The organism is Streptomyces sp. bgisy027 (assembly GCF_057710365.1).
Window position 1 is genome coordinate 1 of sequence record NZ_JBYIVZ010000096.1, and the last position, 16,683, is coordinate 16,683.

Annotated in this window: 23 protein-coding genes and 3 pseudogenes; 15 read left to right on the top strand and 11 right to left on the bottom strand. The window is 69.5% G+C overall.

The genetic code is table 11. The annotated features are described in order from the left end of the window. Nucleotides 1-205 (bottom strand): hypothetical protein (locus AC3ETA_RS46630; protein ID WP_432198971.1); only part of this gene is annotated, 205 nt, incomplete at its 3' end. A 280-nt stretch (nt 206-485) separates the two neighbouring features. Here AC3ETA_RS46630 and AC3ETA_RS46635 point away from each other — a divergent pair. Further along, nucleotides 486-716, top strand: a pseudogene (locus AC3ETA_RS46635) (hypothetical protein); the annotation flags it as partial. A gap of 343 nt (nt 717-1,059) precedes the next feature. On the opposite strand, the gene AC3ETA_RS46640 reads toward AC3ETA_RS46635, so the two are convergent. Further along, on the bottom strand, nt 1,060-1,284 hold the full coding sequence (locus AC3ETA_RS46640; RefSeq protein WP_432198972.1) for a twin-arginine translocase TatA/TatE family subunit: 225 nt from the start codon (nt 1,282-1,284) through the stop codon (nt 1,060-1,062). A 168-nt stretch (nt 1,285-1,452) separates the two neighbouring features. On the opposite strand from AC3ETA_RS46640, the pseudogene AC3ETA_RS46645 reads away from it, so the two are divergent. From AC3ETA_RS46645 to AC3ETA_RS46655, 3 genes and pseudogenes are all read left to right on the top strand, one after another. Next, nucleotides 1,453-2,410 (top strand): annotated as a pseudogene (locus AC3ETA_RS46645) (ion transporter). Between the two features lie 29 nt (nt 2,411-2,439). After that, nucleotides 2,440-2,703 (top strand): GlsB/YeaQ/YmgE family stress response membrane protein, encoded by a 264-nt coding sequence (locus AC3ETA_RS46650; RefSeq protein WP_432198973.1) that lies wholly within the window; start codon nt 2,440-2,442, stop codon nt 2,701-2,703. Between the two features lie 590 nt (nt 2,704-3,293). Further along, nucleotides 3,294-3,596 carry a hypothetical protein gene (locus tag AC3ETA_RS46655; RefSeq protein ID WP_432198974.1) on the top strand — a complete coding sequence of 101 codons (303 nt, stop codon included), beginning with the start codon at nt 3,294-3,296 and terminating at the stop codon, nt 3,594-3,596. Between the two features lie 166 nt (nt 3,597-3,762). Here the strand turns inward: AC3ETA_RS46655 and AC3ETA_RS46660 are convergent, their stop codons facing one another. Continuing rightward, a complete protein-coding gene (locus tag AC3ETA_RS46660) occupies nt 3,763-3,888 on the bottom strand; it encodes a hypothetical protein (protein ID WP_432198975.1) in 126 nt (41 codons plus the stop codon). Further along, nucleotides 3,885-4,514, bottom strand: coding sequence for a hypothetical protein (locus AC3ETA_RS46665; RefSeq protein ID WP_432198976.1), 630 nt, complete (start codon nt 4,512-4,514; stop codon nt 3,885-3,887). Before AC3ETA_RS46665 ends, AC3ETA_RS46660 begins: the two co-directional genes overlap by 4 nt. A gap of 24 nt (nt 4,515-4,538) precedes the next feature. On the opposite strand from AC3ETA_RS46665, the gene AC3ETA_RS46670 reads away from it, so the two are divergent. The 5 genes from AC3ETA_RS46670 to AC3ETA_RS46690 all read left to right on the top strand — a co-directional run bounded on the left by AC3ETA_RS46670 (nt 4,539) and on the right by AC3ETA_RS46690 (nt 8,615). Beyond that, entirely contained in the window at nt 4,539-4,940 is a 402-nt protein-coding gene (locus tag AC3ETA_RS46670) for a hypothetical protein (protein WP_432198977.1), read from the top strand. A 282-nt stretch (nt 4,941-5,222) separates the two neighbouring features. Continuing rightward, a complete protein-coding gene (locus AC3ETA_RS46675) occupies nt 5,223-6,281 on the top strand; it encodes a PP2C family protein-serine/threonine phosphatase (RefSeq protein WP_432198978.1) in 1,059 nt (352 codons plus the stop codon). Between the two features lie 784 nt (nt 6,282-7,065). Beyond that, a complete protein-coding gene (locus AC3ETA_RS46680; RefSeq protein ID WP_432198979.1) occupies nt 7,066-7,674 on the top strand; it encodes a hypothetical protein in 609 nt (202 codons plus the stop codon). Nucleotides 7,675-7,797: 123 nt separating this feature from the next. Further along, nucleotides 7,798-8,490 carry a class F sortase gene (locus tag AC3ETA_RS46685; protein ID WP_432198980.1) on the top strand — a complete coding sequence of 231 codons (693 nt, stop codon included), beginning with the start codon at nt 7,798-7,800 and terminating at the stop codon, nt 8,488-8,490. Continuing rightward, nucleotides 8,487-8,615 carry a hypothetical protein gene (locus tag AC3ETA_RS46690; protein WP_432198981.1) on the top strand — a complete coding sequence of 43 codons (129 nt, stop codon included), beginning with the start codon at nt 8,487-8,489 and terminating at the stop codon, nt 8,613-8,615. Before AC3ETA_RS46685 ends, AC3ETA_RS46690 begins: the two co-directional genes overlap by 4 nt. A gap of 30 nt (nt 8,616-8,645) precedes the next feature. On the opposite strand, the gene AC3ETA_RS46695 is transcribed toward AC3ETA_RS46690, so the two are convergent. Next, nucleotides 8,646-8,855 (bottom strand): methyltransferase domain-containing protein, encoded by a 210-nt coding sequence (locus AC3ETA_RS46695; RefSeq protein WP_488187674.1) that lies wholly within the window; start codon nt 8,853-8,855, stop codon nt 8,646-8,648. A gap of 269 nt (nt 8,856-9,124) precedes the next feature. On the opposite strand from AC3ETA_RS46695, the gene AC3ETA_RS46700 reads away from it, so the two are divergent. Genes AC3ETA_RS46700 through AC3ETA_RS46710 form a run of 3 tightly spaced genes read left to right on the top strand, consistent with a single transcriptional unit; the run spans nt 9,125 to nt 10,376 of the window. Beyond that, nucleotides 9,125-9,583, top strand: coding sequence for an SRPBCC family protein (locus tag AC3ETA_RS46700; protein ID WP_432198983.1), 459 nt, complete (start codon nt 9,125-9,127; stop codon nt 9,581-9,583). Continuing rightward, the gene (locus AC3ETA_RS46705; protein WP_432198984.1) at nt 9,580-9,930 is read left to right on the top strand and encodes an ArsR/SmtB family transcription factor; all 351 of its coding nucleotides are present in this window, start codon (nt 9,580-9,582) and stop codon (nt 9,928-9,930) included. Before AC3ETA_RS46700 ends, AC3ETA_RS46705 begins: the two co-directional genes overlap by 4 nt. A gap of 2 nt (nt 9,931-9,932) precedes the next feature. After that, nucleotides 9,933-10,376, top strand: coding sequence for an SRPBCC family protein (locus tag AC3ETA_RS46710; protein ID WP_432198985.1), 444 nt, complete (start codon nt 9,933-9,935; stop codon nt 10,374-10,376). Between the two features lie 509 nt (nt 10,377-10,885). On the opposite strand, the gene AC3ETA_RS46715 is transcribed toward AC3ETA_RS46710, so the two are convergent. After that, nucleotides 10,886-11,533 carry a peroxiredoxin-like family protein gene (locus tag AC3ETA_RS46715; protein ID WP_432198986.1) on the bottom strand — a complete coding sequence of 216 codons (648 nt, stop codon included), beginning with the start codon at nt 11,531-11,533 and terminating at the stop codon, nt 10,886-10,888. Between the two features lie 107 nt (nt 11,534-11,640). On the opposite strand from AC3ETA_RS46715, the gene AC3ETA_RS46720 reads away from it, so the two are divergent. Then, on the top strand, nt 11,641-12,240 hold the full coding sequence (locus AC3ETA_RS46720; protein ID WP_432198987.1) for a TetR/AcrR family transcriptional regulator: 600 nt from the start codon (nt 11,641-11,643) through the stop codon (nt 12,238-12,240). Nucleotides 12,241-12,253: 13 nt separating this feature from the next. On the opposite strand, the gene AC3ETA_RS46725 is transcribed toward AC3ETA_RS46720, so the two are convergent. The 4 genes from AC3ETA_RS46725 to AC3ETA_RS46740 form a co-directional block, all read right to left on the bottom strand. Next, nucleotides 12,254-12,439 carry a hypothetical protein gene (locus tag AC3ETA_RS46725; RefSeq protein WP_432198988.1) on the bottom strand — a complete coding sequence of 62 codons (186 nt, stop codon included), beginning with the start codon at nt 12,437-12,439 and terminating at the stop codon, nt 12,254-12,256. A gap of 81 nt (nt 12,440-12,520) precedes the next feature. Further along, a complete protein-coding gene (locus AC3ETA_RS46730; RefSeq protein WP_432198989.1) occupies nt 12,521-12,679 on the bottom strand; it encodes a hypothetical protein in 159 nt (52 codons plus the stop codon). Between the two features lie 170 nt (nt 12,680-12,849). After that, a complete protein-coding gene (locus AC3ETA_RS46735; RefSeq protein ID WP_432198990.1) occupies nt 12,850-13,743 on the bottom strand; it encodes a cytochrome c biogenesis CcdA family protein in 894 nt (297 codons plus the stop codon). Between the two features lie 7 nt (nt 13,744-13,750). Continuing rightward, nucleotides 13,751-14,332, bottom strand: a complete 582-nt coding sequence (locus AC3ETA_RS46740) for a redoxin family protein (protein WP_432198991.1) — start codon at nt 14,330-14,332, stop codon at nt 13,751-13,753. A 197-nt stretch (nt 14,333-14,529) separates the two neighbouring features. On the opposite strand from AC3ETA_RS46740, the pseudogene AC3ETA_RS46745 reads away from it, so the two are divergent. Next, nucleotides 14,530-15,168 (top strand): annotated as a pseudogene (locus tag AC3ETA_RS46745) (hypothetical protein); the annotation flags it as partial. A 192-nt stretch (nt 15,169-15,360) separates the two neighbouring features. Then, nucleotides 15,361-15,789 (top strand): NAD(P)-dependent oxidoreductase, encoded by a 429-nt coding sequence (locus tag AC3ETA_RS46750; protein ID WP_432198993.1) that lies wholly within the window; start codon nt 15,361-15,363, stop codon nt 15,787-15,789. Between the two features lie 45 nt (nt 15,790-15,834). On the opposite strand, the gene AC3ETA_RS46755 is transcribed toward AC3ETA_RS46750, so the two are convergent. Then, the gene (locus AC3ETA_RS46755; protein ID WP_432198992.1) at nt 15,835-16,551 is read right to left on the bottom strand and encodes a PaaI family thioesterase; all 717 of its coding nucleotides are present in this window, start codon (nt 16,549-16,551) and stop codon (nt 15,835-15,837) included. Nucleotides 16,552-16,683: the final 132 nt, after the last annotated feature.

Below are 16,683 nucleotides of genomic sequence, written 5' to 3' on the forward strand. Positions count from 1 at the left end.
CGAGGGCAGCCAGTGCCTGCGCCCAGCGGACGTACTTCAAGTCGGCCAGGTCGGCGACGGTCTTGACCCCGAACGCCTCCTCTAACAGCTCTCCGTCGCGGTCCGAGACCCCTTTCAGCGCGCCTACCGGTGCTGCCAGGATCTCGGACAGACTCTTGTCGGCCCACGCCTTGTCGAGCACCTTGTCCAGGTCCACCGAAGCCATGCGTCCTCTTTCGTCGTGAGAGCAGGTGAAAGGCGGGCGTGCAGCGAGGGCAACCCCTGTCAGCAGCACGTTCCCTCTACAGACTCGTAGAAGGATATGGCTGCCGCGGGTGCTCCAAGGCGTGTGCCGGGAGGTGGGGCGGGAAAGACCGAAAAGCATCCTCGAGCGAGGCTGGTCAGAGCCTTGAACTCGGTGCTTTGCCTGTCTTTTGCGATGGCGGCCAAGCGATTCCGGGTCCGGCCGTGCCGATTTCCGCCCGCATGAGGTTGTAGGCGGCACGGTGACCGAGGTCCTGCTGCTCCTGGTGGCCCTCCTCCTCAGCCTGGCCCGCGTGCCGCGGACCGTACGTCGGCTGATCCTCCAGCTCTCCGGTGCTCAGCTGGGCACCGGCGTCACCTCGCTGGTAATCGGGATGCTGGCCGAACCGTCCCTCGCTGCCGCTGCCGCTGCCGCTGCGGGGGCCTGGGAGCCGGGCGGTCTGGGCGGTGCCGCTTCGACGGTGGCGACGGTCCCTCCGCGCGGACGCCGTCTTCGTGCCAGCGGCCCGGGTTGATCAGCGACACCGACTCCGGACTGCTCACCAGCCTTCTCGCCGAGACTCACAACCCGGTTCGGCGCTCCGCATATCCCCGCCGGGCAGATCACCTTCGTCCCGGCGGAAGCGGGCGTGGGCGCGTTCCTCGCCACCGCCGGTTCGAGGGTGTGAACCGGCTTCGCACGGACGTCATGATCCGCCAGAGGACGGGGACTTGGCCAGAGAGGGTCGCCCAGTGGCCGTGGGGTCTCGCTCAGCCAGAGGGCTGGAGCGACAAGCAGCAGCAACGACCGGCGGGCACCGTGGATGCCGCGGGCTGCTACGAACGCGCAGACGGATCGTCCCGCGTGGCTGCCCCGCCGGAGCCGGCCTGCCCGGTGCCGGACGGACCTTCGGTGGCGTCCGGCCCTTTGAGTGCTCTGGTCTCGCTCTTGAAGATCCGGGCTGCCTTGCCTGCCGACCGGGTCAGCTCGGGCAGCTTCTTGATCCCGAGGACCACGACGACCACGAGAAGGATCAGGGCCAGCTCGCTCAAGCCGAACATCAGGTGTGCTCTCCTCGGGGGGGTGACGGCGGTCGATCGGCGGGCCGGTGACACGCGGGAATCTACGGTGCTGTAGAAGTCTCTCCTGGAGCGTGATCGCTCAACAAGCCCCCCTTCCAGTCCGGTTGGCTGAGACCAACTCCCGCGTCAAGGAGCACGGACCGCAGGATGCCGGATCCGCACGACCGTACGGCCGGCCGGGCCGCCTTCTCCACCCGTCAGGAACTCGCGCGCCGCTGCCGCGCCGTCACCGAAGCGCGCTGGTTCGCTCTCACTGTCTTCATCCTGATCCTCACCAACGCGGCCCTGCTGGGCGCGGAGACGTATCAGGGCCTGGTGGATGGAGTGGCACTGGTGGTTACGCCTGGCCGAGCATGGCTGCCTGGCCGCGTTCACCGTCGAAATAGCCCTGCGCGCGGGCGCCCACGCAGACCGCCCCCGCGACTTCTTCCGCGATCCGTGGAACCTGTTCGACCTGGCCATCGTGGCCTGTGCGTTCCTGCCCGTCATCCGCGAGAACACCACCGTCCTGCGGCTGCTGCGCCTGGCCCGCGTCCTGCGCACAGCCCGCTTCCTGCCCCAGCTGCGCATCGTCATGGTCGCAGTGGCCCGCAGCCTGCCGGGAACCGTCAGCTTCCTGATGGTGGGCGCCCTGCTGCTGTACGTCTACGCCATGGTCGGCTGGGTCTTCTTCGCCGACGACGACCCCGAACAGTACGGATCGATCGGCCGTGCTGTCCTGACCCTCTTCCTGCTGATGACTCTGGACGGCCTCGGCGACGCGGTCCACGTGGGTCTGGAGATCTCGCGATGGAGCATCTTCTACTTCGCCTCCTATGTGCTGCTGGCCTCCTTCGTCCTGGTCAACGTCCTCATCGGCGTCGTCATCAGCTCCTTGGAGGAGGCCCGCGAACTGGAGCGGGAACAGCGCGACGAAGGGCCGCTGGGCGGGCAACGCGCGCCCCGGCCGACCCGTTCGGCGGACGGCCCCGCCCCCGACCTCCATGCGCGCATCGCCACCGCGCGGCAGGCCCTCGACGACCTGGAAGCGGGTCTCGAGCGCGTCTGGGTGCCGCACACCCAAGAAACGGAGGAGACTGTGCCGCGCCCCTCGGGGCACATCTGAGGTACACGGGCTTTCAATGAGGGGCAGCCATGGAAATCTCAGGTGTCATCAGCGCCATCGTGATCGGCATTGTCATCGGCATCCTTGGGCGGCTCGTTGTCCCCGGACGCCAGCGCATCGGCGTGCTGTGGACGATCCTCGTCGGCATCGCGGCCGCATTCGTCGGCACAGGCGTTGCGGCGGCCTTCGACGTGTCTGACACCAAGGGCATCGACTGGATCGAACTGGCCATACAGATCAGCCTCGCTGCCCTCGGCGTCGCCGCGCTGGACCGGTTCAAGGCTCGTCGCTGACGCTGCGGCCGCTCTCCCGCGGCTGGTCTCACGCCTGCCGTCCGCCTGTCACGCTCCGGGCCCGGTGGCCCTGCCATCGCCGGGCAGCAAGGGCCGCCACGTCGAGCCGTCCGCGAGCGGCCCAGCAACCCACCGGAACACATCCGTCGGCCGGCCCGGTTCCCCGCCGGTCATCAAAGTGACTGTCTCCACGGCGAAGGAGATCCCCAGCAGGACACAGCCGAGCCCCCAGACGCGCACTGCCCATGCCGGCCCCTGGATTGGCTCAGGGGGCCGGTTCGGCCGGAGCAAGGCCCAACATCCCAGCCACACGCGTTTCCGACCCTCCCTTCAGCTGTCACTGTCTGCGGGCCTCGGAACGGCAGGGCTCCGGCTGGTCATGATGACTGAGAGGGCTTTGCCTCTCACCCACCGGGGACGGCAGAGGGGCGGCACGGCTGCTTTCGGCATCCGGCAAGGTGGGGTGATGACGGCCCTGGCCTCGTGTCTTCTGAGTCCGCCCCGGGGCGGGGACGCCCGCGACGACGGTCCCGGAGGGATGGCGGTTGCCCGGTAGTGGCCCGGCTCGTCAGCTGCCGTATCCTGCCGCGGTGGCGAACTGGCAGCGGTCACTTGTTGATGCGTTCTGGGCTCTGGACCGGGCTCTGGGTGGGCAGCGGCGCCCGACCCGGATCCAGAAGTGGGTGGCCCGGCGCCCTCTCGGCGCCGGTCTCTGTGCGGCTGTGCCCTTCACGCTTTTCTGTCTGGCGCTGTCGGATGAGCAGGAGTCCGACGACCTGTTGTTCGCTGGGTTCGCGGGACTGGCCGTGGGCGTGGTCTTCGGTCTCACGGCTGTCCTGGAGCGGCTCCGGCAGCGCAGGCTCAAGCGGTTGGGAATTTGGGACGGAGCCTGAGCAGGCTCCGCAGCGCGACGGCTCGTCATACGCGCGAGGGCAGGCCGAGCAGGACGCTACCGCGGGCGATGGGCGTTGTGGCGACAGATCGAGCAACCTGACCCTGGAACGAAAGGGTGGGAAGGATCAAGACCGGCGAGTACGGTGTGCGGTCGGTGAACGGCTCCTACGCGGCCATGTACTGGAACACCACGTCGGCGGTTTCCCCGCGCGCGGCACCGAGGTAGAGAGGCATCGGCCCGATGCCACGGCCGGGGTCGCCCGCCTTGCCGAGCATGAGGTACGCGCTCATCTGACGTCCCCGACGCCGAGGCCGATCCAGCCGCCCGGTGGTCCCCAGCAGGCGAAGAGCGCGCGGACCGCTTCCACCGTCTCAGGGGAGTCGTCCGCGCCGAGTTGGCGGAAGAGACCCTCGGCGCGGGTCTCCTCGGCGCGGGTCTCCTCTCCGGGCGTTCCAGCGGTTGCGTCCTGAGCGGTGTCCTCACCGTCCGCCCGCTCGTCGTCCGTGCCGGCGAGCACCCGCATCGCTTCCCGTTTCCAGGGGCTTCGCCACCGGTAGCCGTCGGAGACCTTGCCCCCCGGAGGTGTGCACGCGACACGCGTTGCCACTCCGGGGTTGTTGGTCCATGTGCCGTGGAGGAGTGCGGCGAGGACCTGGTGGACGAGGCGCCAGTCGCGCTTGCGTTCCGCGGCAGACTCCGCGCAGCGGGGCAGGCCACAACGCGACGGCGCGGTCGGCGATTTCGTCGGCGCGGGCCGGGTCTCGCGCACGCCCCGGCGGCGCTCGGTGGCGGCGATGCGGCGGTTCATCTCCAGTTGGCTGCCCCGCAGCAGGTCCTGGTTGCGGTCGGATGGGTGGTTGGACAGGTCCGCGCTGACCGCGGTGACCGTCCGGCTGCCGAGGGTGTGCTGTGGCATCTCAAGGTGGGGGAGTTACGGGAGGTGCCGCTGCCCCGTTCGGTACGGGAGGCGATCGACCGCTACGAGGAGAAGCCCGGCACGACCATGGAGGGGTATCTGCTACGGGGGGCCGAGCGCGTACCACACACGGCCGATGCAACGCCGACGCGTCCGCGCACACTCTTCGAGAAGCTGCCCGAAGTGGACGCGACAGGGATGTACGGCGTCCCGGTCACAGACCTGGCCGAGTGGATGGGGCACAGGTCGACCGAGGAGATGTACCGCCCCGCGGGCGGTGGTGGCGGTGCCGAGCACTGCGACGGAGGCATCGCCGTCATGGGGCAGGAGTGGGGCGGGCAGCAGGCAGCGTCGTCTGAGCTGGGCGTGGACGCTGGGCACGGCGGTGCTGTCCGCGGTCGGGGACGGTGGTGGCGACATCTGTAATGACGTGGACTGCGGCTGGATCGCTGCCGCTGGATGACGGGGCGTGGACATGGGGTGTCGAGCGCGTCACTGGAGCCAGGGATCCCACCACAGCCCGGCCGGCGGCCGCTCATCCAACTCCAGCCACGACTCGCACCCGCTGCCTGTCGAGATCGTGAAGCTCCCGACACCTATCTTGGTTCGAGAAGGGGAGACGGTGTGTGGATGCCACCCTGGAACTTGTGCGTCGCGGCCGGGAAGCTGCGACGCGGACGGGGCCGGGCCGTGAGAAGGGTACACAGCATGAGGCCGGAGAACTGCCGGGCCACTTTGCTGTCCTCGCTGCCGTTCCTTGTGATGGCCGTTGTCACAGTGGCTGATCTCGCTGTCGGACCCGCGGTTGTCTTCCTGCCGTTGGTGTCACTGGGACCCGCATTCGCTCCCCTGGTGGGCAGTTGGCGTCGCACCGCGGCCGTCGGCGGACTGGCGCTGCTGCTGTGCGCCACTCTGGGCTGGTACAACGGCCTGCTTTACACACAACGCGGCTTGACGAGTATCGCCTCCGTCCTGGGTGTCACCGCGGCGGGCCTGCTCGCTGTGTCCCTCCGGCAGGAACGTGAGGCGGAACTGGACCATGTGCGTTCCATCGCTGAGACCGCGCAGCGCGCACTGTTGAGACCGGTGCCCCGCACGGCCGGGAAGGTGCGCTTGGCCGTCTGTTACATGTCCGCGGTCGTTGAGGCACGCATCGGCGGGGACCTCTACGAAGTCATTGCCTCACCGCACGGCCTGCGGGTGATCGTGGGCGATGTGCAGGGCAAAGGGCTGGAAGCCGTGGAGACTGCGGCCGTGGTCCTGGGAGCCTTCCGTGAAGCGTGCTTGGACGAAGCCGACCTGGCGGCCGTGGGATCCCGGCTTGAGCGTGCCCTCGAGCATGCGCTCGAGCGGCAGTTGGACGACGAGAAGTTCGTCACCGCCGTCCTCGCCGAGGTGGTGGACGAGAACGTCACATTCCTCAACTACGGCCACCCGGCACCCCTGCTCATGCACGCTGACGGCGTCCTGACCTGGCCGGAGCCCGACTCCTACGCGCTGCCGCTCGGCCTGGGGGTTCACAATACGTCGCCGCCCAAGCCGTACTGTGCCCCTTTTCGCTCGGGCGACGAGCTTCTGCTCTACACCGACGGGCTCACCGAGGCACGCGACGCCGAAGGTCGCTTCTACCCCCTCGCCGAACGCGCTCACCTGCTCAAGGGCCGCGACCCGGAGACAGCACTGAGGGTGCTGCGTCAGGACCTGTTCCAGCACGTCAGCGGCCCCCTGCAGGACGACGCCGCCTTGCTGATGCTTCGCCACGCCTGATCCGTGCGGCGGTCCTTTTCCCTGGCATCCCGCTCGCAGTGTCGCTGACCGGCGGAGCCGCAACACATCACCCAGCTCTGCCCCTACTCGACAAGGCCCCCGCGGCCGGCATCGTCGGCCGCCCCAGACACCGGCCTGACGCGCCTCTCGCCGACCATGACAAGCACCGCCGTCTGCTGTGGCGACGCGCCATCCGCCCGGTGATCGCCTAACGGGGCGAGGCACACGGCTCCGGCCCGAGCGCTTCGACCGCCTGTGGATCCACTGGGAACGAAGCAACGACACTCTCGAAGTCTTTCTCGGCCTCGCCACGTGCCTGATCACCCACTGCCATGTCCAACGCCGCTGTTAGGACCTCTTGCACCCGCCACTGGATTACTCGCCTCCGGCCGGGACGAGAGCGGCTTTGTGGAGCCGGAGGAGATCCGGGGCCGGCACCGGTGACCGGACAAGAGCCGTACGCGGTCCGGCTGTCACCGCCAGCCGCGAAGCAGCCAGGTCGGCACTCGTACGAGTCGCACGCAGGCGCAGGCAAAGGCCATGACCAGGGGATAGGAAGCGATCATGCCAGGGACGCCTTGCGCCCGGCTGTGTCACGGAAGTTCAAGGAGGCGACGGTGTGGGCTTCACACGGGCCGTGCTGCGTTCAGCGCAGCCGTTCACCCGTATACCCGGCCCGAGTGGTGGGCTGCACAGATCTGGCTGACGGTGGCGAGGTCGCCGCCGCGTGAGTACGAGCTGACAGCCTGTCAGTCGGCGCGGGCTGCGACGGAAGGATTCATCCATGCGCTCTGCTCGCACGCTCCTCGCCGTAGCCACTGCCACAGCAGCCCTCGCGATCGCCGCCCCTTGCGCCTACGCCGCCGATGCCGACGACTGGGAGAAAAAGGACGAGCAGTCCTACAGCAGCGACCACGGGTACAAGGACAAGCACGAGAAGGACGGGCACAAGGAGAAGCCGAAGGGCAGCATGCACACCGGTGGCGGGATGCTGGCCACCGTCAAGGGTGAGGACGGGGAGAAGGACGAGCACTCCGGCAGTGACCACGAGTACAAGAAGGACGAGTACAAGGGCGAGCACGAGAAGGACGGGCACGAGGAGAAGCCGAAGGGCAGCATGCACACCGGTGGCGGGATGCTGGCCACCGTCAAGGGTGAGGACGGGGAGAAGGACGAGCACTCCTTCGGCAGTGACCACGAGTACAAGAAGGACGAGTACAAGGGCGAGCACGAGAAGGACGGGCACGAGGAGAAGCCGAAGGGCAGCATGCACACCGGCGGCGGCGGGCTGGCTTCCTCCGACTCGACGGCAGTCGGAGCGCTGGCGCTCCTGAGCGGCCTGGGGGCCGGAGCGTACATGCTGCGCCGGCGCTTCGCCGGTAACGCTGCCTGACTCTGAGGAGGGGCGCGGTCCGGCGTGTGGCCGGGTCGCTTCATCCGCAGCAGCAGAGGCTGCACGCTGGACCGCGCCGAATCGATTGGTGCTCAGAATCTGCTGACTGGGGTGCACTGCGGCATGAAGATCCGTTCCTTGGTGGACCTGGCGATGCCCTGGAGGGCAGGGATGCCGCCGCGCCTCCTGCTCGCTGTGTTCATGCCGTTGGCTGTGGCCGTGTTCGGGCTCGGCTGGGTTGAGTCGGCCGGGGGTCCTTCGGTGCCCAACGCGGCGCTGGTGGTCCATCCGTCCGCGCCGCCACGAGGCGATGCCGGTACCGGGAGTAGGGCTCTCAGCCGCTCGTTGCCTCCCGCGGCGCCCACGCGTCTGCTCATTCCGAGCATCGATGTGGATGCGCCCTTCACCGACCTGGCCGTGGGCCGTTCCGGGCGGCTGAATGCGCCTCCGCCTGATGACACGAACCTGGTCGGCTGGTTCGCCGCCGGTCCCTCCCCGGGGGAGCGTGGCACCGCGATCGTCGCCGGCCACCTCGACACCAAGGCCGCGCCCGCTGTCTTCGCCCGCCTCAGCACTCTGTCTCCGGGCGACAAGATCCGTATCGTCCGCGAGGACGGCACCAGGGCGACGTTCGTCGTCGATGCCATCGACAACTTCCCGCGTGACGATTTTCCCGATGACCGTGTCTACGCCGATACGCCCGACGCCCAGCTGCGTCTGATCACTTGTGGTGGCAGTTACGACCACGCCCGCAAGAGGTACACCGAGAACACCGTGGTCTTCGCCCGGCTCAAGACCAGTGTCGCTACGGGATGACGGGGCTCCTGGAGCTGACCGACGGCGGCAGCCATCGTGCGTGTCTGGACCTGACCTCGGGGATGCAGGCGATCCACGCGGCGAGCGTGGTGAGTTCGGGCGGCGGCCGGTCGGGGCGGCCGTGACGTCGGTGACGCCGACCCGGCCGCCGGGTTTCAGGACTCGGGCGAACTCAGCGGCGGCCTTCGCCTTGCCGGGGAGGCACACAGGGCGCACTCGCCCACCACCGCGTCGAACGCTCCGTCCCGGCAGGGAAAATGCTCGGTGTCGCCGGTGGTGAAGGCAACCTGCTCGGTAAGACCCCTGGCCGCGGAGGCGCCCTGGGCGAGTGCGGTGTTGGCCGGGGAGTAGTCCACGCCGACCACCCGGACACCGTGGCGTTGGCGTTGGCGTTGGCGTTGGCGAGGGGCAGGGCGTTGGGGGTGACGTCGGCAACGGGGACACCGGACGTCGCCGCTCGGATCTGCTCGCGGGAGCCGACGGAGTTGTAGGCGCAGAACGGGATGAGTCGGCCGTCCGGGGCGATCTCCTCGACGCAGAGCTTCATCAGCTTGATGTGCAACCACTGGTTGCGTGTGGGGGGTTTTCGGCGTACGCTGACATGCAACCAAAGGTTGCGAAAGAGGTCGGGCGTATGGAGTACGGCAGCATCGAGCGCGACATCCACGTCGACGCATCACCCGAGGTGGTCTTCGAGGTCATCAGCCGACCGGAGCATATGCGGGAGTGGTGGCCCGACGAGGCCCGGTTCGAGCCGGCCCCAGGGGCGCCCGGTGAGCTCTTCTGGCGTGACGAGGCGACCGGCGAGACGATGACCGTCGCGCTCACCGTCGTCGAGGTCGACCCGCCGTCGCGGTTCTCGTTCCGGTGGTGCTATTCCGGCGCCGGACGTGGCGGGGACTCACTGCTGGTCACCTTCGACCTGGTGCCGACACCGCAGGGGACCTTGGTGCGGATGACCGAGACCGGGTTCCGCGAGATGGGCTGGGAGGTCGCCGTCCTCGAGGAGCAGTACCGCGATCACGAGAGCGGCTGGGACCACTACATCCCCCGGCTGGGCGCGTACGTCGCACGGCTGGTGTCGACCCCATGAGCACGCGCGTGGACGACGAGCTGTGGTCGGCGATCGGCGACCCGACCCGGCGCGCACTGATCGACCTGCTCCTCGCGTCCGGACCCGGCACGGCCACCTCGCTCAGTGCGGGCCTCCCCGTCACGCGGCAGGCCGTGTCGAAACACCTTGCCGTCCTCGACCGGGTCGGGCTGGTCCGGGCCGAGCCGGCCGGCCGCGAACGGCGCTACCGGGTCGACGAGACGCAGCTCGCCCGCGCCGCAGCGCAACTGGCCGCGGTCGGCGCCACCTGGGACGCCCGACTGCGCCGGATCAAAAGCATCGCGGAAGCGATCGAACGCACCCGCAACAAGCCCGAAGGAGCATGAAAATGGTCGACATTCTGCATCGGATCGGCACTGTCGCGCCGCTCGACGACGTCTACCGGGCCATCGCCACGCCCGAGGGCATCGCCGGCTGGTGGACGACCGACACCACCGGCAAGAGCGAGGTCGGCGGCACGCTGGCGTTCCGGTTCGGCGACGTCGGCGGCTTCGACATGGAGATCCTGGAGCTCGACCCGGCCGACCGGGTCCGGTGGCGCGTCACGGACGGCCCCGCGGAGTGGATCGGGACCGAGATCGACTGGAGCCTCAGCCGACGCGACGGGTACACGATCGTCCTGTTCAAGCACGAGGGCTGGCGCGAGCCCGTCGAGTTCATGCACCACTGCAGTACGAAGTGGGCGATCTTCCTGATGAGCCTCAAGGAGTTCGTGGAGACCGGGCACGGCAGGCCGGCGCCCGACGACGTCAGGATCAGCGACTGGCACTGACTGACGACGGGAGCGGAGCAGGGCACCGTGGCGTCGGGTTCGGAAACGACGCCACGGCCCACCGGTGCGCTGATCGGTGAGCGCGCTGACCTTCCTCACGGGGCCGCTTGCGGTGAATGCAGGACACCTCATCAGGTACGCGGAAGGACCGTAGGCCGCGTCCGTGCTCGTATGCGAGCTCACCGACAGTCCCGCCGACGCCGCGCTCTGGAGACCTGGCTCGTCCTGCGGCACGAACCCAGCCGCACGGTGCGGGCCGCGACGCTCGCCACATGGATGGTGCCTGCCGTCGCGGTCACCGCCGTCGGGGTGCGTCGCGGCAGCATGCCCGACCGCCCCCGGCCGGTGCTCCGGCGTCCGGCCGCCGCGATGCAGGTCGTCGTCGCAGCGCGGTATACCCTGCGCCACCGGTCCGGGGAGTGCGTGGCGCCCGACGTACGGACAGGTCGCAGTACGGGGCTGCTGGCGCGCATTTCGTCCCGCCGACTGCTGACCGCTGTCCTGGCGGGTCAGTCCAGCGCGTCGAGGTGGGTGAGGATGTCGGCCGGTTCGGCGCGGCGGGTGTAGTCGGCGTCGACGAAGGCCCAGCGGATGATGCCTGCGCGGTCGATGACGTAGGTGGCGGGCAGAGGCAGGGTGCGCGGATGGCCACCGTTCACGCGCTGGAGGTCGAAGCCGAACCTGTCGTACACGGAGGCGAGGTCATCGGGGAGGTCGAAGGCGAGGCCGTACTGCTTGGCCGTGTCGGAGCCGACGTCGCTCAGGACGTCGAAGGCCAGGTCGTGCTTCTCGGTCAGGGAGAGGGACTCGTCCGGGATCTGCGGGGAGACGGCCACCAGACGGGCGCCGCGCGCGGTGATGTCGGCATGGTGCTGCTGGAGGGCGCGCAGGGCGATGTTGCAGTACGGGCACCAGGCGCCACGGTAGAAGGACAGTACGACCGGACCCTCGGTGAGCAACTCCTCGAGGGCCGCTGTCTGCCCGGTGGCCGACGGCAGGCTGAAGCGTGGGGCCCGGTCGCCGACGGCCAGGGCCCGGTCGGCTTGGCCCGAGTCGGCCAGCTCCTGTCCGGCCCGGCGCATGATCTCGCGTATCTCGGCGGGGATCTGCTCCCGGCGGGCTTCGTAGAAGGCGTGCAGCTCGGCGTTGAGACTCATATGGATGGTCCTCCAGTGGGTTGGGCCAGCCCCTGATCTTGGACCGACCGTTTCAAGATAGCGTGGCGACCGCTATCCTGGAACCCTCGTTTCAAGTTGGGTGGGGCATGGCCGACATCAAGCACTTCGACCCGGACACGGCACTGGAGACCGTGGTCCGCCTGTTCTGGATGCGGGGAGCGGCCTCGACCGGCATTCAGGACATCGTGACCGCGACCGGGCTCAGCCGCTCCAGCCTGTACGCCACGTTCGGCGGCAAACAGGAGCTGTACCGCGCCGCGCTGAACCGCTACGTGGAGCAGAAGTCCCATCCGGTGTTTCAGCGACTCTCGAAGGACGAGCGGGGACTGCCGGCCATCTCCGAGTTCTTCTCCGGGCTGATCGAGGCGCGCTGCTCGGGCGAGTACGCCCGCTGGGGCTGCATGGTCTCCAACGCGCATGCCGGAGCCGAGAACAGCGATCCCGAGGTGCGTGTTCTCCTGGACCGGCACCACCAGGAGCTGCGGAACGCCCTGCTCGCGGCGCTCCTCACCGCCGAAGCCCAGGGCCAGCTCACGCCCGACCACGACCCCGGCGCCTCCGCCGACCTGTTGGCACTGCTCGCGTACGGCGTCAACCTCCGCTCCCGCGCCGGAGCAGACGCACGCGATCTGGGCAGGACCGTGACCGCAGCCCTCGCCTCGCTCGGCCGCCGGGAGACTCCTTGACGGCCGCCACCGGTCAGTGCCGGACTCGGCGCTCCGCCTCCTCCTTGACCGTGGCGAGCGATCCGGTGACGGTCGCCTCCCGGCGAACGGCCCCCTCGCCCCGCCGGGCTCCGGCCCGCCAGAGGTCGGTGCCCAGCTCCCCCTCGTACACCAAGCGCGCCCCCGGCTCGTGCTCACTCAGGACGAAGGACTCGGTCACGTGCGGCACCGGGCCACGGATCAGCCGGCAGTCGATGAGCTCGGGACCGAGCGAAACGCACGGTCTCCACGGTGACCGCCGTCAACCGCCCGCCGCGACGGGGGTGAAGTGCTCGGCCGGCACCAGATCGCTCCCGCGCTCCAGTACGTTCGGCTTCTCCCGCATCGCCCGCCGGGTACGGCCCGGACATGGCCCGGCCACCACGTCGAACGCAACCTCCCCGGGCGCCGAGATGTCCACGCTCTGTGACCCCAGCGGGCGGATGCGCCGCCCCGTGGCCGGGATGAGCCCGCCCCGGAACGTGAGGAGATATTCCAGGGGCTTTTCATCCTCACGCCTGAGGGCTGCCTGAAGCCCCTCTCCCCCCGGTCGGTCGTCCGCCGGGGCCCACGGCCTGAAGATCGGCCATCTCAGCAAGCGCGGTCGGGAGCTTGGCGCCCGCCGGGTTCCGTACCAAGTGACCGACGGGTCCGCCGACGGCGGCTGAGCGCTGCCGCCGTGACCAGCAGCGCCGCGGAGACGACAGCGATGGCCGCGGGGCCGAGGGAGTCCAGGGACTCGGCGATGGTGCGCTGGACGGTACCCGCGGCGTCGATGACCGGGTCTTGGGTGGCGGGGTCGCGCTGGACGCGGATCTCGTACCAGCCGTAGTACGCCACATACGAGCCCACGCAGACGAGCAGTGCGCCGCCGAGCCGGGGCGCGACGGCACCGAGACGGCGCAGGCGTATGACCGCACTGGTGCGGGTGAGGGCGACGGTCAGCGAGGCGGCACCGACGATCAGGCCCATGCCGCCGGCGTAGGCGGCGAACAGGGCGATGCCCTCACCCGTCGAGCCGCTACGGAAGGCGGAGACGACGATGGCGAGGAACGGGGCGATGGTGCAGCCCAGAGAGGCGGTCGCGTACGCCATCCCGAACAGGGCCATCGAAGGGAGCGAACGGGTCACGGCCGGGGCGCGGCGCAACTTGGGTGCCAGGGAAGGCAGTTGACGTCCGGCGAGCAACCAGGCACCGGCGCCGGCCATGAGCAGTCCGAAGACGATGGTGAACCAGGGCAGGTGCTTCTGCACCTGGCCCGCCACGGGCTGGACGGCCAGGCCGAAGACGCCGAAGAGCGCGGCGAATCCAGCCGTCATCGCAGCGGTGGCGATCAGCGCCCGGCCGACGGCGACCGGACGGCTGGGGGAGTCGTCGCCGAGGACGAGCAGCGACAGGTAGGCAGGGAGCAGGGCGAAACCGCAGGGGTTGACGGCGGCGAGCATGCCCGCGCTGAGCGCGAGAGCCAGAGGAAGGTCGGCCATGGCGCACTCAGCCGGTGAGCCCGGCGACCTTCTCGGCCAGCCCCTCACCTGCGGGCAGCACGCCCTCGTAGACGGTCTTGCCGTCCTTGTCGAGGATGACGTAGCGGCTCTGCTCGGTGACTCCGAACCGCTTCCACACCTCGCCCGCCTCGTCGGAGAGGTGGGGGAAGGAACCGGTGCCGGTCTGCGAGACGAAGTCCTTCATGGCGGCGTTCTTGTCGAGGCCGGCGACGCCGACGACGCCGGCCTTGCCCTGGTACTCGGCAGCCACCTTGGCGGTCTCGGCAGCCTGGGCACGGCACTTGGGGCACCACGGGGCCCAGAACCACAGCACCGCGGGCTTGCCCGCAAGCGTCTTGGCGTCGAACGGCTTGCCGTCCACGGTGGTGCCCGTGAACCGCAGTGCCTCGGGCACCGGTGTCCCACTGTCGTCCCCGCCCGAGCCCGCGGAGTCCTGCTCGGCGGACGCTGTCTTCGACGGGGCGACCTGGGCCGCATCGCCGGAATCGGTACCACTGTCGGAGCCGCACCCTGTGACGGCGAACAGAGTGGCGGCCAGGACGGCCGGGAGGAGAGTGCGGGCACGCATGACGGCTCCTGTGATCGGGTTCGGCTGAGACTCTAAAGCCGATGGGCCCAGTGGGCACGCGGCGGCAGGCTTACGGATTGGTGACGTCAGCCAGCGGCGGCCTGAGCAGCGCGGTATCGCGGACGCTGTCGGGCCACGGCTGGCGAGAGGTACGCAGGTCCAGACGGCGGCCACCGTGAGGTAGCCGTCTCGGCCCCACCGGCCGGTACAAGGTGTTCCCGGTCGCCGGCAGCGCGCTGATGATCGTCGGCCTGTACCTGCTGTCCACGAGGGACACCGAGACCGCCCGGCTCACGTCGGGATGCTTCATGGCGGTCGTCGGTCTGGGCCTGGGCTGCCTGATGCAGGTCACCATGCTGGTCGCGCAGAACAGCGTCGAGACGAAGGACATGGGCGTGGCATCCTCCTCGTCCACCCTGTTCCGCACGCTCGGCTCCTCCTTCGGCGTAGCGATCATGGGCGCGCTGTTCACCGGTCGGGTTGAGGACGTCATGGCCGAGAAGGCCGGCGCGCTGGGCGGCGAGGTCACCGAGCAGTGGGCACGGCTGGACGACGCGAGCCTGGCGGAGCTGCCGGAGCAGGCGCGCGAGGCGTACCAGTACGCGGTCTCCTCCGGCACGCACTCGGCCTTCCTCTTCGGAGCCGTGGCCGCCGTGGCCGCCGTGGTCGCGCTGGTGGCGGCGGTGTTCGTGAAGGAGGTCGCGCTGCGGCAGGCAGAGCCGGACGCGGCCGAGGGGCCATCCGGACAGCCGTCGGCCGTCGGCCGTCGGGACCGTCTGACCTCTTGCTCGACGACCCAGGACGAAAGCACGCACGGAGAGCAGGCCAAGCCATGAAACTGCTTGTCCTCGGCGCAACCGGCCCCACCGGCCGCCACCTCGTCGACCTCGCACTGCGCTCCGGTGACACAATCACAGCCCTTGCGCGCAACCCGGACGCTCTGGCGGACGCCGGGGCCGGATCACCGTGGTCGCGGGAGATGCCACCGCGCAACGTGATGTCGCTGCGCCGCGCTCGGGCAGGACGCCATCGTCCCCGCTCTCGGCCGGGGCAGGTCCCTCAATCCCCACGGGCTCTTCGACCGTGCCTCGGCGGCCGTGCTCGGCGCCGCCCAACAGCAGGGCGTCTCCCGCCTGGTGTGGATGTCGTTCTTCGGGGTGGGGGAGACCTTCGAGTCGGCGACCGTCACGCAGAAAACCATGTACCGCACGATGCTGAAGCGGGTCTACGCGAGCAAGGAGATCGCCGACGATCGCATACGGGCCAGCGGCCCGGACTGGACGCTGGTCTACCCGACCGCCCTGACGAACGGCTCGGCCAAAGGCACCTACCGTGTCGCCGACCGCATGCAGATGAAGGGCGCCCCAAGGATCAGCCGCGTCGATGTCGCCGCCTTCATGCTCCAGGCCGCACGCGGAAGCGAGTGGAACCGACGGGACGCGGTGATCACCGGCTGATGCCGTCGGAGCCCGGCTCCAGGGCCGGCCGGTCCGGTCACCTTCTCAGGGCTGTGTCATCTCCTCATCGGGCAGGACTGACGTGATGCTGCCGAGGGCCGGAAAGCGGGCACGGGCCATGTCGAGGCCGGGCGCGACGAAGATGCCGTCCGCTTCCACGAGGACGGTGGAGGGGTCCGTTTCCGTGGTGATCGAACCTGTCACGAAGGTCTTGCGGCCGTCGGTTCCCGTGACGCGGGCGCTTGCCAGCAACGGGGTCTCCAGCGGAACCGGGCCCTGGTAGCGCGTCCCGAGTGAGATGGTCATGCCCGGTCTTCCGGCCGCGGCGCATGCCCATCCGAACAGTTCGTCGAGGAGCATGGCGCTGACGCCGCCATGGCCGTAGCCGGGTGGCCCTTCGTGGGCGATGCCGAGGCGACACCGTCCCACCACGCCGCCGTCGACGGGGGTCACCCGCATCGGGGGAGCGAGGGGGCTGCCGGCTCCGGTGACAGGGCTGTACATCCGTACCCCGCCTGGGAATTCGTCCACCTCGGGGATGTCGGCAGGTCGGCGACGGTGGCCAGTGAGCTGTCCGGTGAGGGCGCGGACGCGGTCTGCCAGGTGGTTCAGGGCTGCCGGGGAGGCTGTGGTGCGGACGGTGGCATCGACGAGCAGCCGCAGTTCGTGGCCAAGGGCGGCGATGGCTCTTCGTTGGCGCTCCATGTTCTCGGCTGCCGGATCATGCGGGGTGGGGCTCGAGGGGGTGAGGGGCGAGTTCATCGGGTCTCTCCTTCGTGGATACCCCGGCCTTCAGGCCGGGGAGGAAACGAAGTTCCTGCGGAGCGGGGCAGGGAAGGCCGGTTCGCCGCCAGGGCGGACCGGCGTCCATCATCGACCGGCCGATACCTGCCA

Bases quoted from the DNA above. Each gene is read 5' to 3' on its own strand.
- AC3ETA_RS46640 (WP_432198972.1), bottom strand. From the start codon at position 1,284: ATGTTCGGCTTGAGCGAGCTGGCCCTGATCCTTCTCGTGGTCGTCGTG.
- AC3ETA_RS46650 (WP_432198973.1), top strand. From the start codon at position 2,440: ATGGAAATCTCAGGTGTCATCAGCGCCATCGTGATCGGCATTGTCATC.
- AC3ETA_RS46660 (WP_432198975.1), bottom strand. From the start codon at position 3,888: ATGAGCGCGTACCTCATGCTCGGCAAGGCGGGCGACCCCGGCCGTGGC.
- AC3ETA_RS46665 (WP_432198976.1), bottom strand. From the start codon at position 4,514: ATGCCACAGCACACCCTCGGCAGCCGGACGGTCACCGCGGTCAGCGCG.
- AC3ETA_RS46675 (WP_432198978.1), top strand. From the start codon at position 5,223: ATGAGGCCGGAGAACTGCCGGGCCACTTTGCTGTCCTCGCTGCCGTTC.
- AC3ETA_RS46680 (WP_432198979.1), top strand. From the start codon at position 7,066: ATGCGCTCTGCTCGCACGCTCCTCGCCGTAGCCACTGCCACAGCAGCC.
- AC3ETA_RS46685 (WP_432198980.1), top strand. From the start codon at position 7,798: ATGAAGATCCGTTCCTTGGTGGACCTGGCGATGCCCTGGAGGGCAGGG.
- AC3ETA_RS46690 (WP_432198981.1), top strand. From the start codon at position 8,487: ATGACGGGGCTCCTGGAGCTGACCGACGGCGGCAGCCATCGTGCGTGT.
- AC3ETA_RS46700 (WP_432198983.1), top strand. From the start codon at position 9,125: ATGGAGTACGGCAGCATCGAGCGCGACATCCACGTCGACGCATCACCC.
- AC3ETA_RS46705 (WP_432198984.1), top strand. From the start codon at position 9,580: ATGAGCACGCGCGTGGACGACGAGCTGTGGTCGGCGATCGGCGACCCG.
- AC3ETA_RS46710 (WP_432198985.1), top strand. From the start codon at position 9,933: ATGGTCGACATTCTGCATCGGATCGGCACTGTCGCGCCGCTCGACGAC.
- AC3ETA_RS46715 (WP_432198986.1), bottom strand. From the start codon at position 11,533: ATGAGTCTCAACGCCGAGCTGCACGCCTTCTACGAAGCCCGCCGGGAG.
- AC3ETA_RS46720 (WP_432198987.1), top strand. From the start codon at position 11,641: ATGGCCGACATCAAGCACTTCGACCCGGACACGGCACTGGAGACCGTG.
- AC3ETA_RS46735 (WP_432198990.1), bottom strand. From the start codon at position 13,743: ATGGCCGACCTTCCTCTGGCTCTCGCGCTCAGCGCGGGCATGCTCGCC.
- AC3ETA_RS46740 (WP_432198991.1), bottom strand. From the start codon at position 14,332: ATGCGTGCCCGCACTCTCCTCCCGGCCGTCCTGGCCGCCACTCTGTTC.
- AC3ETA_RS46755 (WP_432198992.1), bottom strand. From the start codon at position 16,551: ATGAACTCGCCCCTCACCCCCTCGAGCCCCACCCCGCATGATCCGGCA.